This window comes from Microbacterium sp. LS_15 (assembly GCF_041954735.1).
GTDB lineage: Bacteria > Actinomycetota > Actinomycetes > Actinomycetales > Microbacteriaceae > Microbacterium.
This window is the reverse complement of record NZ_JAVAYD010000006.1, coordinates 56,349-69,801: the sequence shown is the minus strand read 5'-3', so window position 1 is coordinate 69,801 and position 13,453 is coordinate 56,349. Positions and strand designations below refer to the sequence as shown.

Sequence of the window (13,453 nt, the reverse complement as noted above, 5' to 3'; positions counted from 1 at the left end):
CACGGGAAAGAGGACAGATGGCTGTGATCTCGCGGGGTTTCGGCGGGCGGCGGCGCGAGAGCGAGCCGAACCTCCCACCGGGGCAGTACCTCACCGAGGACTTCCCCGTGCTCTCCGCCGGCCCCACACCGCGGATCGAGAGGTCCGAGTGGAGCTTCGGCATCCGCGACGAGAGCGGTGCGCTGACCTCGTGGACCTGGGATGAGCTCCACGCGCTGCCCATCGAGGACATCCACACCGACATCCACTGCGTCACGCGCTGGTCGAAGCTCGGCACCGACTGGCGCGGGGTCTCGCTCGACTCCCTCCTCGCCGACATCGACACGAGCGCGTCCTTCGCGATGGCCCACTCCTACGGCGGGTACACCACGAACATCCCCCTCGACGATCTGCTCGGCGGGCAGGCGTGGGTCGCGTCCGAGTTCGAGGGGGAGCCGCTCGACCCCGAGCACGGCGGACCGGCGAGGCTCATCGTGCCGCACCTCTACTTCTGGAAGAGCGCCAAATGGGTCAGGGGACTCACGCTCATGGAGGAGGACGCGCCCGGATTCTGGGAGCAGAACGGCTACAACATGCACGGCGACCCCTGGACCGAGGAACGCTATTGGTGATCGTCGCCGGATGGCGCCCCGCGCGCGTGGTCGGTGTCACCGAGCAGACGGCGTCGTCGCGCAGCATCCTGCTCGATGTGTCCGACTGGCCGGGCAACGATCCGGGCCAGCACGTCGACGTGCGGCTGACCGCCGAGGACGGGTATCAGGCAGTGCGCTCGTACTCGCTCGCATCGTGGGGTGACTCGACGGTCGTCGAGCTCGGTGTCGACGAGATCCCCACCGGGGAGGTGTCGCCGTACCTCGTCCGCGACGTGATGGTCGGCGATGAGCTCGAGGTCAAGGGTCCGCTGGGCCGCTTCTTCGTGTGGCGGCCGGATCAGGAGGGTCCGGTGCAGCTGATCGCCGGCGGATCGGGGATCGTCCCGCTCGTCGCGATGGTGCGCGCCGCAGAGGCCGCGGGCGTCGGGTCGTCGATGCGCCTGCTGTATTCGGTGCGCAGCGCGGCGGACGCGATGTTCGGCGACGAACTGCGGAACGACGCCGAGGGGGACGGGGCCGCGGGGAGCGAGCGCGCGGCGGTCGACGTGCGCTGGGCGTACACGCGGTCGGCTCCTCCCGGATGGAACGGCAGGGCGGGCAGGCTCGACGCGGATGCCGTCGCCGCGGCCGTCTGGCCGGCGGATCGCCGTCCTCTCGTCTTCGTCTGCGGGCCGACCGGATTCGTCGAGCACGTGTCGCGCATCCTCGTGGAGCTCGGCCACGACCCGGAGCGTGTGCGCACCGAGAGATTCGGAGGCAGCTGATGAGTGCAGACCACCCCGCGACCACGGTCGACGGCAATGCGATCGCCGGTCAGGTGCTCGACATCCTCGGCATCGACGTCACGGCCCTCCACGGCACGTGCGACGGATGCGGCAGCGAGGCGTGCCTGGCCGAAGCCGTCGTCGAGATCGACGCCCGCGTCGCGATCGTGCGGTGCCGCGCCTGCACGCGCACCCTCTTCACCGTGCTGCACACGGACGGGAGCCCGCGGCTCGTGTTCGGAAGCCTCGGGTCGCTGAGCGGCTGAGCGTCGAGCGCCTGCGCGTCGAACGGCTGAGCGTCGGTCAGCGGACGGGATCGCCGACCGGCGACGGGCGCGAGGGAATGGTCGGCAGCACGATCGGCGAGGTGGAGAGCGAGGCCAGAGCGTCGCGGAACAGCACGCGGTAGTCCTTCTCGTGGTCGCCCTTCCACTGCTCGTCGACGCGGTAGAAGATGTCGAGCGCGATGCCCGCGGAGATCTGCACGGCGTGGTCGTGCTGCGACAGGCCCATGCGCTCGGCGAGTGCGGCCTCGAACTCCGCACGACTGTCGAGGAAGATGTCCCAGAGACGCGCGCGGGGTACCGCGGAGGCGTCGATGATGCGCCGGATGTCGGGGATCCGTCGTGAGGGGTCGGAGAACTGGTCGGCGAGGTCGAGGAGTGCGCCCGCAAGCGCCTCGCCCGCGGTCTCGTCCGCGGGTCGTGCGCGCAGGTAGTGACCGAAGTCGAGCACCTCGGAGAACGGCTCCAGGATCAGGAGCTCTTTGCTCGGGAAGTACCGGTACAGGGTCGAGGTGCCGATCTCCGCCAGCTCCGCGATCTGCTCCATCGTCGTCTCGTCGTAACCGTGCTCGATGAACGCGGACACGGCGACCTCTGCGATCTGCCGTCGTGTGCGCGCGGCCTTCATCTCCCGGAGTCCCACAGCCCGAGTCTAGATCGGCGGGCGCTGATCCTTGACATCGTTATGGATGATCCTCCATATTGGGAGACACTTCCATTTTGGAGTGTCTCTCACGCACATTGGAGTGCCATGACAACCCGGACCGACACCGCCGTCGACGCCACCACACCCCGACCCGCCACGCCCCTCCCACGCCTGATCGCAGCGATGTTCTCCTCGAACGTCGGAGCGCTCATCGCCCTGCTGACTCCTCTCCAGCTGCTGCTCACGCTCCAGACCACCCGCATCGCGGGTGCGGACGCGGCAGCGGCCTTCGGCTTCATCACCGGAGTCGGCGCCCTCTTCGCTCTGATCGCAAATCCGCTCGCAGGTCGCATCAGCGACAGGACGGCCGCTCGGTTCGGTCGGCGCCGCACGTGGATCCTCACCGGAGCGATCGGAGGCTCGCTCGCGGTCTTCGCCTTCGCCTTCACGACCGAGATCTGGCAGGTCGCGCTGATCTGGTGCCTCACGCAGACGCTCTTCAATTTCCAGCAGGCGGCGACCAACGCGCTGCTCGCCGACCAGGTGCCCACGCACCGCCGAGGCACCGTCTCAGGGTTCGTCGGGCTGGCCGGCGCAGTCGGTCCGCTGGCGGGCATCGCGGCCGTGAGCTCGCTCACCGACCCGATCGCGCAGTGGGGCACCGTCGCCGCCATATCGATCGTGCTGGGGATCGTCGCGGTCTTCCTCCTGAAGGACCCGCAGCACACTCCCGGGCCCGAGCAGGCGGGGCTGAACCTCAAGCAGCTGCTGCTCTCGTTCTGGCTGAACCCGAGGAAGCACCCGGCGTTCGGCTGGGCGTGGCTCGTGCGCTTCCTCCTCACCTGCGCGTACGCGAGCGGGACGTACAACGCCTTCTTCCTCATGGACCGCTTCGGCATCTCCCCGGAGGCCGTGGGAGGCAACGTCCTCGTCCTGTCGCTGATCTCGGTCGGACTGCTGGCCGTCACGAGCGTCGTCGCGGGGCCGATCTCCGACCGCGCCCGCCGCCAGAAGCCGTTCGTGATCGTTGCCGGCATCCTCGCCGCCGCGGCCCTGGTGCTGCAGGGCTTCGCACCGACCATCGAGATCGTGTACGTCGCCGTCGCGATCCTCGGTCTCGCCACCGGTCTGTTCTTCTCGATCGACAGCGCCATGTGCGTGCGCATGCTGCCCAGCGCCGAGAACGCGGGCAAGGACTTCGCGATCATCAACATGGCGAACACCCTGCCGCAGTCCTTCGTCCCGTTCGTCGCACCGCTCCTGCTCGGGATCGGCGGCTTCAGCGCTCTCTACGTCACGCTCGCCGTGATCGGCATCGTCGGGGCTCTCCTCGTGCTGCGTCTGCCCGAGATCGGCCGAGAGGGCGACCCCCGTTGGGCGCTGATCACGCGCGAGCCCACCGCCGCCGCGCAGCCCGTCAGCGCGCAGCCCTCCTGAGACCACCCACCACCGAAAGAGGAGATCCTCATGACCACCCTCGCTATGTCGTCGTACAGCGTGCGAGAGCACCTCGGCCCCATCGAGTTCAGCTTCACCGATCAGGAGGGGAACACTCAGAGCTTCTCGTTCCCCTTCCAAAAGCTCTCCACCCTCGCCGACTTCCCCACCCGGGCGAAGGACGCGTTCGGGGTCGACGAGATCGAGACGGTCGCGTTCCAGTTCCGCGGCGGCATCGACGATCCCGAGATCGACGCCTTCGCCGAAGGACTCTCCGCATCGGGGGTGCGACTCCTCAACGTCGCGATCGATGCCGGGGACCTCCTGGAGACGGATGACGCGAAGCGCGCCGCCGATGTCGCGGAGCTCGAGCGCTGGATCGCGCGGTTCGCCGCCCTGGGGTCGCGCTTCGTCCGCGTCAACCCCGGTTCGCCGTTCAGCCCCCACCACGGGGAGCAGCCGCCGACCCATCTCGTCGAGGCGCTCGCCGCGCTGGGCGATTTCGCGGCCCAGCACGGCAGCCGCCTGCTCGTCGAGAATCACGGCGGTCCGAGCAGCGATCCGACCTGGATGCTGAGCCTCCTCGATGCTGTCGGCGTCGACCGCCTCGGGCTGCTCCTCGACCTCGGCAACTTCGACGCTCTGATGCAGCCGACGATGGCACTGATGTTCTCGCCCCCGGGGTCCGCGGAGGTCGACCCGGTCGCGCTGCTGGAGAGCGTCGACCTCGCACCGGTGTACGCGGGTATCGAGAAGCTCGCGCCGCGCGCCGAGCTCGTGCACGTCAAGGCGCACCACGTCGACGACGCCGGCGCCGTACGTCCGATCGACCTCGACCGGGCCATCGGCATCCTGCGTGCGCACGGATACGACGGCCCCCTCACGATCGAGTACGAGGGGACGGGGGGAGACCCGTGGGCGAAGAGCGCTCGGGTCCTCGACGTGGCCCGGAGCGCGGCGGAGGTGCGCGCATGACCGCCGCAGGCGGCGCCGTCGATGTGCTCATCATCGGCAGCGGTCCGGCGGGGTCCATGTACGCCCGCACCATCGGCGAGAAGGTGCCGAACGCGAGGATCCTGATGGTCGAGCTCGGCCCCGAACTGCCCGGGGTCAGGGGGAACCACACGCAGAACATGACCGATGAGGAGCGCGCAGCGGTGCAGCTCCTCACGCAGGGACCGGACGCGGGTGTCGAGCGCGCGGCGGCCCTGCAGGACATCGCGGAGGGACTCGATCCGAGCCTCGAGTTCCGTCAGACGATCCTTCCAGGACTGCACTTCGTCGACCCCCGCCCGACGCTGAGCGCCGGCGACGTGGGACTGCCCGCAGCCAGCATGTCGACCGGAGTCGGGGGCATGGGCATCCACTGGGGCACCTCCACCCCGCGCCCGCACCAGTCGGAGCGCATCCCGTTCATCCCCGAAGAGGAGATGGATGCCGCGCTCTCCCACGCCGAGGATGTGCTCGGGGTCACCGTCCTGGATCCTCCCGGCACCGGACTCGCCGCCGAGATCTATCGTGCGATGGCCGACGAGTTCGACGGGCCCGGCCTCACTCCTGTCGGATTCATGCCGAGCGCGACGCACTGGGAGGGCGAGCGTCTCACCTTCTCGGGCACCGGCACCATCCTGGGAGACATCGAGCGCTCGGTCCCGGGGTTCGAGCTGCGCTCCGAGACCCTCGCCCGTCGGGTCATCGTCGAGGCCGGTGTCGCGGTGGGCGCTGAGCTCGAAGACCGCAGGACCGGTGAGGTGTACACGGTCGATGCCGCGCGCGTCGTGGTCTGCGCGGACGGGCTGCGCACCCCGCAGGTGCTCTTCGCCTCCGGCATCCGCCCTCGGGCGCTGGGGCACCACCTCAACGAGCACTATCAGATGGCGTCGTTCGTGATGCTCTCCGACGACTTCGATCCCTCGCGCTTCGAGCGCGACCCGAGATCGCTCGGGTACGTGCTGATCCCCTTCTCGGACGCGCGTCCGATGCAGGGCGGCGTCATGGCTCTCGCCGACTCCCCCTACGCCCTCGGGATCGGCGACGACGCGGCGTCCCTGCGCCTGGGGATCCTCGCGTGGTACGCCGCCAAGGACGTCCGCTTCGACGACGCCGTGGAGTTCAGCGACACCGACACGGACCACTACGGCATGCCGCGGATGACGATCCGGTACTCCCGCACAGAACGAGACCTCGAGACGATCGAGGAGATGCGGGCGAACTCGATCCGCTCGGCCGGGCTCATCGGCACGCTCACCGAGGAGCCGACGCTCGCCGCCGGCGGCTCATCGCTGCACTATCAGGGCACGGTGCGGATGGGGGAGACCGACGACGGGTCCTCCGTCTGCGACGAGCGGCTGCGCGTGTGGGGTGTCGACAACCTCTACGTCGGCGGCAACGGCGTGATTCCCACGGCCACCGCGGCCAATCCCACACTCACGACCGTCGCCCTGGCCTGGCGCGCGGCGACCGCGCTCGCCGAGTCGCTCGCCGAGGAGTTCGCGGGAGAGCCGGCCGGCGCGCGCTGAGCGCGACGACAAGAGACAGGTGGGGCGTCGGATGCCGGCGCCCCACCCGCCACCGAGGAGAGCACCCATGGAAGCACCCGTCCGCGCCGCGATCATCGGCACAGGGATGATCGCGGCGGTGCACGCGAGGGCCGTGCACGGCGCCGGAGGTCGCGTGGTCGGCTTTCTCGGATCACGCCGAGGCCGCGCCGCCGCGCTCGCCGCCGAGTGGGACGCCGTCGAGTTCCCCGACCTCGGCGCACTCCTCGGATCGGATGTGGATGTCGTCCACGTGTGCTCGCCCAACAGCACACACGTCGACTATGCCGAGGCAGCGCTGCGCGCAGGGCTGCACGTCGTCTGCGAGAAGCCGCTCGCCACGTCTCCCCAGGATGCGGAACGCCTGGTGGCGCTCGCCGCAGACACCGGACTCGTCGCGACCGTGCCGTTCGTCTACCGGTACCACCCGATCGTGCGCGAACTGCGGGCGCGACGGCTGGCCGGGGACTTCGGGTCCTGGAACGCGCTGCACGGCTCGTACACACAGGACTGGATGCTGTCGCCCGACGCCGGGAACTGGCGGGTGGACGGCGCTGCCGGCGGCGCCTCGCGGGCGTTCGCCGACATCGGGTCGCACTGGTGCGACCTCGTCGAGTTCGTCAGCGGTGAACGCCTCCGATCCACCATCGCCCTCTTCTCCATCGCCGTCTCCGAGCGTCCGAGCGGCTCCACGGCGGCGTTCGGCAGCGCCGCGGACGGCGCACGGAGCGCAGTGACCACCGAGGACGTGGCCATGGCGACGTTCATCACCGAGTCGGAGACGCCGGCGAACGTCGTCGTCTCGCAGGTGGCCGCCGGTCGTCGCAACCGCCTGTGGTTCGAGCTCGACGGTGCGAACGGGTCAGCCGTGTTCGACCAGGAGCAGCCCGAGGTCGCCTGGCTCGGTCTGGCGGACGGCGCTCGTCTCCTCGCGCGCGCCACGGCGCCGATGGCATCGGAGCACGCCCGCCTCGCCTACCTCCCGCCCGGCCATGCGCAGGGATATCAGGACTGTTTCACGGCCTTCGTCCGCGACACCTTCGCCGCGGTGCGCGGACGCACCCACGACGGACTCCCGACCTTCGCCGACGGTCTCCGTGCGACGCGCATCGTCGATGCGGTGGCGCGCTCCGCGGCATCCCGCAGTTGGACAGACATCGAAGGAGACCTGCCATGAGCACCCCCGTCACACTGTTCACGGGACAGTGGGCCGATCTGCCCCTCGACGAGGTCGCGGGGCACGCGGCCCGCTGGGGATACGACGGCCTGGAGATCGCCTGCTCGGGAGAGCACCTCGATGTCGTGCGCCTCGTCCACGACGACGCCTACCTGCGTGAGCGTCGCGACCTGCTCGACCGGCACGGGCTCGGCGTCTGGGCGATCTCCCATCACCTCGCGGGTCAGGCGGTGTGCGACGATCCGATCGACTTCCGCCATCGCGCGATCCTCTCCTCGCGGGTGTGGGGCGACGGCGACGCGGAGGGCGTTCGTCAGCGTGCGGCCGAGGAGCTGAAGATGACGGCCCGGGCGGCGCGGAGGCTCGGCGTCGACACCGTCGTCGGCTTCACGGGCTCGAGCATCTGGCCGTACCTGGCGATGTTCCCGCCCGTGCCCGAGGCCGTCATCGAGGCGGGGTACGAGGACTTCGCCGATCGGTGGAACCCCATTCTCGACGTGTTCGACGCCGAAGGCGTGAGGTTCGCCCATGAGGTCCATCCGTCCGAGATCGCCTACGACCACTGCACGACGGTGCGCGCGCTCGACGCCATCGAGCACCGCGAGGCGTTCGGACTCAACTGGGACCCGAGCCACATGATGTGGCAGAACATCGATCCGGTCGCGTTCCTCACGGACTTCGCTGACCGCATCTACCACGTCGACTGCAAGGACACCCGCGTGCGGACGCCGAACGGACGCTACGGGGTGCTGGGGTCGCACCTTCCCTGGGGCGATCCGCGGCGCGGGTGGGACTTCGTCTCCACGGGGCACGGAGACGTGCCCTGGGAGGACTGCTTCCGCACCCTGCGGGCCATCGGGTACGGCGGGCCGATCTCGATCGAGTGGGAGGACAGCGGGATGGACCGTCTACATGGAGCCCCTGACGCCCTCGCCTTCGTCCGTTCGCTGCTCTGGGACGCCCCCGCAGCATCCTTCGACGCCGCGTTCTCCGCACAGGACTGAGTCCGCAGCACGCAGGACGCGAGAGGGGCGGATGCCGGGTGAGTGCCCGGCATCCGCCCCTCTCCGTCAGCGACCTGAGCTCTCGATCAGTTGAACTCGAGCGGGTGCGAGCCGACGCGGCCGGAGCCGTCGAGCGGGTCGAGACCGTCGATCGCGGCGATCTCGGCATCCGTCAGCTCGAAGCCGAACACGTCGAAGTTCTGCTCCATGCGCTCCTTACGGCTGGACTTCGGGAAGACGATGAAGCCCTTCTGCAGGTGCCAGCGGATCACGGCCTGGGCGGGCGTGACACCGTGCGCCTCGGCGGCCTCGGCGACGGCGGGGTTCTCGAACAGCGGGTACTTGCCCTGGCCGAGCGGACCCCACGACTCGATCTTCGTGCCGTTCTTCTCGGCCCAGGCGAGCACGTCGCGCTGCTGGTAGGCGGGGTGCAGCTCGATCTGGTCGATGGCGGGCACGACGCCGGTCTCGGCGACGAGGCGGTCGAGGTGCTCGGGCAGGTGGTTCGAGACGCCGATCGAACGCGAGAGGCCTGCGTCGCGGATCTCGATGAGCTTGGTCCACGCGTTGACGTAGGTGTTCTTCTCGGGCGTGGGCCAGTGCGTCAGGTACAGGTCGACGTAGTCGAGGCCGAGCTTGTCGAGGCTCTCGCGGATCGCGTCGTGCGGCTGCTCGCCGGACTGACGGTCGTTCCAGAGCTTCGTGGTGATGAACACCTCGTCGCGCGGGATGCCGCTCTTCGCGATGGCGGCGCCGACGCCCTCCTCGTTCTTGTAGATCGCAGCGGTGTCGATGTGGCGGTATCCGACCTCGAGGGCCTCGGAGACGGCCTTCTCCGCCTCATCCGCAGGCACGAGGAAGACGCCGAAACCCAGCTGGGGGATGGAGTGGCCGGAGTTCAGGGCGATGGTGGGAACAGTCATGACTCCAGCCTAGAAGCCGCCCCGACCGCAGGGGCCAGACGTTGACAACTGCTGTCGCGGAACGTCATCATCCGCCCTGGGTATCGGCGCGGACCTCGACGAGGTTGCCGCGCATCGTGAACTTCAGGGCGGTGCCGGTCGGGTAGCGCGCGCGCAGCGCGTCAGGGAATCCGTCGTCCACGATGAATTGGATGCTGGCGGGGAAGCCCCCGGCTGGGCATCCCATGCCCCAGCCGCCGAAGCCCGCGTCGGGAGACGCCGAGTTCAGGGCTTTGGTGGAGACAGCGATCAGGCATCCCACGCCGGAATCGCTGGGGCCCGCGAATCCCATGCTGCGAATGAGGGTCACCCCATGGAAGTCCTCGAAGATCGCGGAACCCTCATCACGCGATCCGAGAATATCCCTCCACTTCGCCTCGGGGTCGACCGGTATGGTCGCGACGACCCCGGGCTCCGCCGGACGGGCCATTGCGACCGCAGTCGCGGTGACGCCGATCGCAGACAGGAACACGGCCACCGCAGCCACGAACCAGGCGAGACGTGGACGGGGTGAGAAGCGCTCCCGCAGCGCCGAGGATGGCGCGATCATCGACTCCGAGTCCGGCTCCAGGACGGCGGGGGCGCCATCGGCGTCGGGTGCGAAGCGCGGGACGCTCTCGATGAGCGGATCCGGGGACGGATCCGCCGCAGCGTACAAGGAGGTGGACGCCGGTTGCCGCTGCGCCTCCAACGACGCGAGGCGCCGCATCGCCTCGGGGTCGCGGGTGATGTCCGCATCGCGCCCGTACGCCCGCGACTGCAGGGCGCGCAGCTCGGCATCCGTGTCGGTCATCGCGTGTCCTCCCGTCGGACGGTGACCCCGGCGGCGACGGCGGCCTCGCGGAACGCCGTCGCGAGGTCGGCGAGCGTCGATCCGGCGTTCAGCCCGCTCGGGTTGGGCAGCACCCGCAGCTCGGCGCCGCCCAGAGTCTCCTCCTGCACGCCCTGGCGGGCCTTCCGACGTCCGAAGCCCGTGCGGTAGGCGCCGATGCCGAGCATCGCGACCACCGCGAGGTCGTGCTCGGCGACGAGTCGGCGCAGGTCGTCGACGCCGGCGACCAGTTCCTCGGGCGCGAGCTCGTCGGCCGCCCGGGTCGCGCGTTGCACAAGAGTGCTGACCCCGACACCGCGTGCCAGGATGCGCTCGCGGTCGGCGGGCGTGACTCCGTCGTACGCGTCGATGACCCGGTCGAGGATGCCGGCGGCATGCAGCGCCTTCCAGAACCGATTGCTGCGGTGTGCGAAGGGGGCGGCGACCTCGGCCGAACGCAGCCCGGGGTTGATGCCGACGAACAGCAGCCGCGTCCGCTCGTCGATGAGCGGCGGCATGATCAGGGTGGGGCGAAGATCGGGCACACTCGGACTCTACGCCCGCCACCGGGGCGGCAGACTGTGGGGAGCACCCCGCAACGGAAGGATCGACGACCATGACCGATGACGCCTGGCTCGCCCGCCTGGAGCAGGAGCATTCGGGGCTCGACCTCGACCGATTCGACAGGGCCGACGCGTGGGCGCTCGGTCGTGCGATCGCCGAGCGGGGACTCGTGGAGTCGGCGCCGATCGCCGTCGACATCCGCACCGCATCCGGTGTGCTCTTCCATGCCTCGCTCCCCGGCGCGACCGCGGACAACGACTCGTGGGTCGCGAAGAAGGCGGCGACTGCGCTGCGATTCGAGACCAGCACGGCGCTGCTCGAAGCGCGGGTGGCAGCGGGCGAGCGCGATCCGATGGAGCCGGGCTGGCTGGATGCCGCGACGTACGCCGTCGCCGGCGGCGCCGTGCCTGTGCGCGTGCGCGGCGTGGGGGTCGTCGCCGTGGCGACCGTGTCCGGCCTGCCGTCGGCCGACGATCACGCGCTCGTCGCCGTCGCGCTGCGAGAGCTGCGGGACGCGCAGCGCGCCTGACGGCGGGGCGGAGCCGCGCTCAGAACCCCTCGGGCGCGCGAGGCGTATAGGCACTCTGCAGTGCCTCGACCTCGGAGTCGTCGAGACGGATGCCGACGGCAGCCACCGCGTCGTCGATGTGCCCGACGCGCGTGGCTCCGACGATCGGTGCGGTCACAGCATCCTGCTGCGCCACCCAGGCGAGCGCGATCTGGGCGCGCGAGACCCCGCGCGCCTCGGCGACGCGCGCGACCGCCTCGACGATCGCGCGGTTCGACTGCTCCTCGCTGCGGTAGAGCGTCGAGCCGAACGCATCCGACTCGGTCCTCGCCGTCGTGTCATCCCAGTCGCGGGTCAGACGTCCGCGGGCGAGGGGCGACCAGGGCAGCACGCCGACGCCGGAGTCGAGGCAGTACGGGTGCATCTCCCGCTCCTCCTCGCGCTGCAGCAGGTTGTACTGGTCCTGCATCGACACGAACGGCGTCCATCCGTTCTGGAGTGCGACGTGCTGGGCGGTCGTGAACTGCCAGGTCCACATCGACGACGCGCCGATGTACCGCGCCTTGCCCGAGCGCACGACGTCGTTCAGCGCCTCCATGGTCTCCTCGATGGGCGTCTCGGGGTCCCACCGGTGGATCTGGTACAGGTCGACGTAGTCGGTGCCGAGGCGGCGCAGGCTCGCGTCGATCCCGCTCAGGATGTGCCCGCGACTGAGCCCCGCCTGGTTCGCTCCCGACCCCATGCGCCCGTGCACCTTCGTCGCGATCTCGATCTCGTCGCGCTGCGCGAAGTCGGCGAGGGCTCGTCCGACGATCTCCTCGCTGGTGCCGTCGGAGTACACGTCGGCCGTGTCGAACGTCGTGATCCCGGCCTCGACCGCGTGCCGGATCAGCGGACGACTCGCCTCCTCGTCGAGCGACCAGGGATGCGCCCCGCGGTCCGGAAGACCGAAGCTCATGCATCCGAGCACCACCGGGGAGATCCGCAACCCGGAACCGCCGAGCCTGACACTGTCCTTCGCCTCGAGCATCCGCTTCTCCCTCGGTCGTCTCCACGACAGGGGCGTCGTCGTGTGGGAGAAGCCTACGCCGGGGTTCGGACGGAGGCGAGGCGGGGATGATCGCGGAACCGGGGGATGCTGTCAACCGCCCTGCGCTCTCCCGGGATCCGCGCGACCATGGACGTCCGCCACCCACACAGGAGGACTCCATGACGAACATCGACGCATTCGCGAACAGCTTCGAGCCGGAGATGCCGGGCGTGCCGGAGTCGAGCGACCCGACCGACGGCACCTTCCCGACCGACACCGAGCAGCCGGAGACCCAGGGCGACGAGCCGCTCGAGGCCGTGATCGGCGAGGACGGACAGGGCGACCTGGCCCCCGAGGACGAGGGCTCGCAGCACAGCGGCGATGCCCCCGACGACCTGCGAGTCGCCGAGTGAGCGGCGCAGACCGCGCCGCCCACGCGCCGGATGCCGCAGCCGAACCCGACGCGAAGGACCGCATCGTCGAGATGCTCGACGATCGCGGGGGAGACGACCCGGATGCCGTGGGCGATGTGCCGGCGGGCGGTGCGGGCGCCGACTCCGGTGCTGCCGGCGCGGTCGGCGTCGACCCGGCCTCGAAGGGCGAGGTCAAGGACGAGTCCATCCACAACGACGAGCCGGGGATCGGCACGCGCCGCTCCGGCGAGTGAGGTCTCGGGCCTTCTCGTCGTCACCCGCGCAGTCGTAGGCTGTGCGGGTGACAGACGCACTCGATGACGGTCCGTTCTTCCACGGCACGAAGGCCGACCTGAAGCCGGGCGACCTCCTCACTGCGGGGTTCCGGTCGAACTACCGGCCCGAGATCGTGATGAACCACATCTACTTCACGGCGTTGCGCGACGGCGCGGGCCTCGCGGCGGAACTCGCGCCCGGCGACCGGGAACCGCGCGTGTACGAGGTCGAGCCCGTCGGAGCGTTCGAGAACGACCCGAACGTGACCGACAAGAAGTTCCCCGGCAACCCGACCCGGTCGTACCGCAGCGCCGATCCGCTGCGCGTCGTGCGCGAGGTGCACGACTGGACCCGTCTCACACCGGAAGCGCTCGCCGACTGGCGCGAGAAGCTCTCCGCCCTGCACTCCGACCCACGGGCCGAGATCATCAACTGAGGACGGCGTTC

17 protein-coding genes are annotated in these 13,453 nt (G+C 70.0%); 12 read left to right on the top strand and 5 right to left on the bottom strand.

Features of this window, described 5'->3' with window-relative positions; translation table 11 throughout:
- Positions 1-17 precede the first annotated feature (17 nt).
- From RAC69_RS09640 to RAC69_RS09630, 3 genes are read left to right on the top strand one after another with little or no spacing between them, the layout of a single operon-like run.
- Complete coding sequence (locus RAC69_RS09640) at positions 18-611, top strand: sulfite oxidase-like oxidoreductase (protein ID WP_375086634.1); 594 nt, start codon at positions 18-20, stop codon at positions 609-611.
- Entirely contained in the window at positions 608-1,357 is a 750-nt protein-coding gene (locus tag RAC69_RS09635) for a ferredoxin reductase (RefSeq protein WP_375086729.1), read from the top strand. The genes RAC69_RS09640 and RAC69_RS09635 overlap by 4 nt, the downstream gene beginning before the upstream one ends.
- Positions 1,357-1,623, top strand: a complete 267-nt coding sequence (locus RAC69_RS09630) for a DUF6510 family protein (RefSeq protein WP_341936104.1) — start codon at positions 1,357-1,359, stop codon at positions 1,621-1,623. Before RAC69_RS09635 ends, RAC69_RS09630 begins: the two co-directional genes overlap by 1 nt.
- A gap of 37 nt (positions 1,624-1,660) precedes the next feature.
- On the opposite strand, the gene RAC69_RS09625 is transcribed toward RAC69_RS09630, so the two are convergent.
- On the bottom strand, positions 1,661-2,284 hold the full coding sequence (locus RAC69_RS09625) for a TetR/AcrR family transcriptional regulator (RefSeq protein ID WP_375086633.1): 624 nt from the start codon (positions 2,282-2,284) through the stop codon (positions 1,661-1,663).
- 108 nt (positions 2,285-2,392) lie between these two features.
- Here RAC69_RS09625 and RAC69_RS09620 point away from each other — a divergent pair, with 108 nt between their 5' ends.
- The 5 genes from RAC69_RS09620 (at position 2,393) to RAC69_RS09600 (ending at position 8,442) form a co-directional block, all read left to right on the top strand.
- Positions 2,393-3,724, top strand: coding sequence for an MFS transporter (locus RAC69_RS09620; protein ID WP_375086632.1), 1,332 nt, complete (start codon positions 2,393-2,395; stop codon positions 3,722-3,724).
- Positions 3,725-3,754: 30 nt separating this feature from the next.
- The gene (locus RAC69_RS09615) at positions 3,755-4,699 is read left to right on the top strand and encodes a sugar phosphate isomerase/epimerase family protein (protein ID WP_375086631.1); all 945 of its coding nucleotides are present in this window, start codon (positions 3,755-3,757) and stop codon (positions 4,697-4,699) included.
- A complete protein-coding gene (locus RAC69_RS09610) occupies positions 4,696-6,243 on the top strand; it encodes a GMC oxidoreductase (RefSeq protein WP_375086630.1) in 1,548 nt (515 codons plus the stop codon). Before RAC69_RS09615 ends, RAC69_RS09610 begins: the two co-directional genes overlap by 4 nt.
- Before the next feature lie 67 nt (positions 6,244-6,310).
- Entirely contained in the window at positions 6,311-7,438 is a 1,128-nt protein-coding gene (locus RAC69_RS09605; RefSeq protein ID WP_375086629.1) for a Gfo/Idh/MocA family protein, read from the top strand.
- Positions 7,435-8,442, top strand: a complete 1,008-nt coding sequence (locus RAC69_RS09600) for a sugar phosphate isomerase/epimerase family protein (protein ID WP_375086628.1) — start codon at positions 7,435-7,437, stop codon at positions 8,440-8,442. The genes RAC69_RS09605 and RAC69_RS09600 overlap by 4 nt, the downstream gene beginning before the upstream one ends.
- 86 nt (positions 8,443-8,528) lie before the next feature.
- On the opposite strand, the gene RAC69_RS09595 is transcribed toward RAC69_RS09600, so the two are convergent.
- The 3 genes from RAC69_RS09595 to RAC69_RS09585 all read right to left on the bottom strand — a co-directional run bounded on the left by RAC69_RS09595 (position 8,529) and on the right by RAC69_RS09585 (position 10,760).
- Positions 8,529-9,365, bottom strand: coding sequence for an aldo/keto reductase (locus tag RAC69_RS09595; protein WP_375086627.1), 837 nt, complete (start codon positions 9,363-9,365; stop codon positions 8,529-8,531).
- Positions 9,366-9,432: 67 nt separating this feature from the next.
- On the bottom strand, positions 9,433-10,197 hold the full coding sequence (locus RAC69_RS09590; protein ID WP_375086626.1) for a hypothetical protein: 765 nt from the start codon (positions 10,195-10,197) through the stop codon (positions 9,433-9,435).
- On the bottom strand, positions 10,194-10,760 hold the full coding sequence (locus RAC69_RS09585; RefSeq protein WP_375086625.1) for a mismatch-specific DNA-glycosylase: 567 nt from the start codon (positions 10,758-10,760) through the stop codon (positions 10,194-10,196). The genes RAC69_RS09590 and RAC69_RS09585 overlap by 4 nt, the downstream gene beginning before the upstream one ends.
- A 71-nt stretch (positions 10,761-10,831) precedes the next feature.
- Here RAC69_RS09585 and RAC69_RS09580 point away from each other — a divergent pair, with 71 nt between their 5' ends.
- Positions 10,832-11,308: a heme-binding protein gene (locus RAC69_RS09580; RefSeq protein WP_375086624.1), complete on the top strand. Its 477-nt coding sequence runs from the start codon at positions 10,832-10,834 to the stop codon at positions 11,306-11,308.
- Positions 11,309-11,327: 19 nt separating this feature from the next.
- Here RAC69_RS09580 and RAC69_RS09575 read toward each other — a convergent pair whose 3' ends face one another.
- Positions 11,328-12,317: an aldo/keto reductase gene (locus RAC69_RS09575; RefSeq protein WP_375086623.1), complete on the bottom strand. Its 990-nt coding sequence runs from the start codon at positions 12,315-12,317 to the stop codon at positions 11,328-11,330.
- Positions 12,318-12,496: 179 nt separating this feature from the next.
- Between RAC69_RS09575 and RAC69_RS09570 the strand changes: the two genes are divergently transcribed.
- From RAC69_RS09570 to arr, 3 genes are read left to right on the top strand one after another with little or no spacing between them, the layout of a single operon-like run.
- On the top strand, positions 12,497-12,730 hold the full coding sequence (locus tag RAC69_RS09570) for a hypothetical protein (protein WP_375086622.1): 234 nt from the start codon (positions 12,497-12,499) through the stop codon (positions 12,728-12,730).
- On the top strand, positions 12,727-12,984 hold the full coding sequence (locus tag RAC69_RS09565; RefSeq protein WP_375086621.1) for a hypothetical protein: 258 nt from the start codon (positions 12,727-12,729) through the stop codon (positions 12,982-12,984). The genes RAC69_RS09570 and RAC69_RS09565 overlap by 4 nt, the downstream gene beginning before the upstream one ends.
- A gap of 47 nt (positions 12,985-13,031) precedes the next feature.
- Positions 13,032-13,442: an NAD(+)--rifampin ADP-ribosyltransferase gene (gene arr, locus RAC69_RS09560; protein WP_375086620.1), complete on the top strand. Its 411-nt coding sequence runs from the start codon at positions 13,032-13,034 to the stop codon at positions 13,440-13,442.
- The last annotated feature ends 11 nt before the right edge of the window (positions 13,443-13,453 follow it).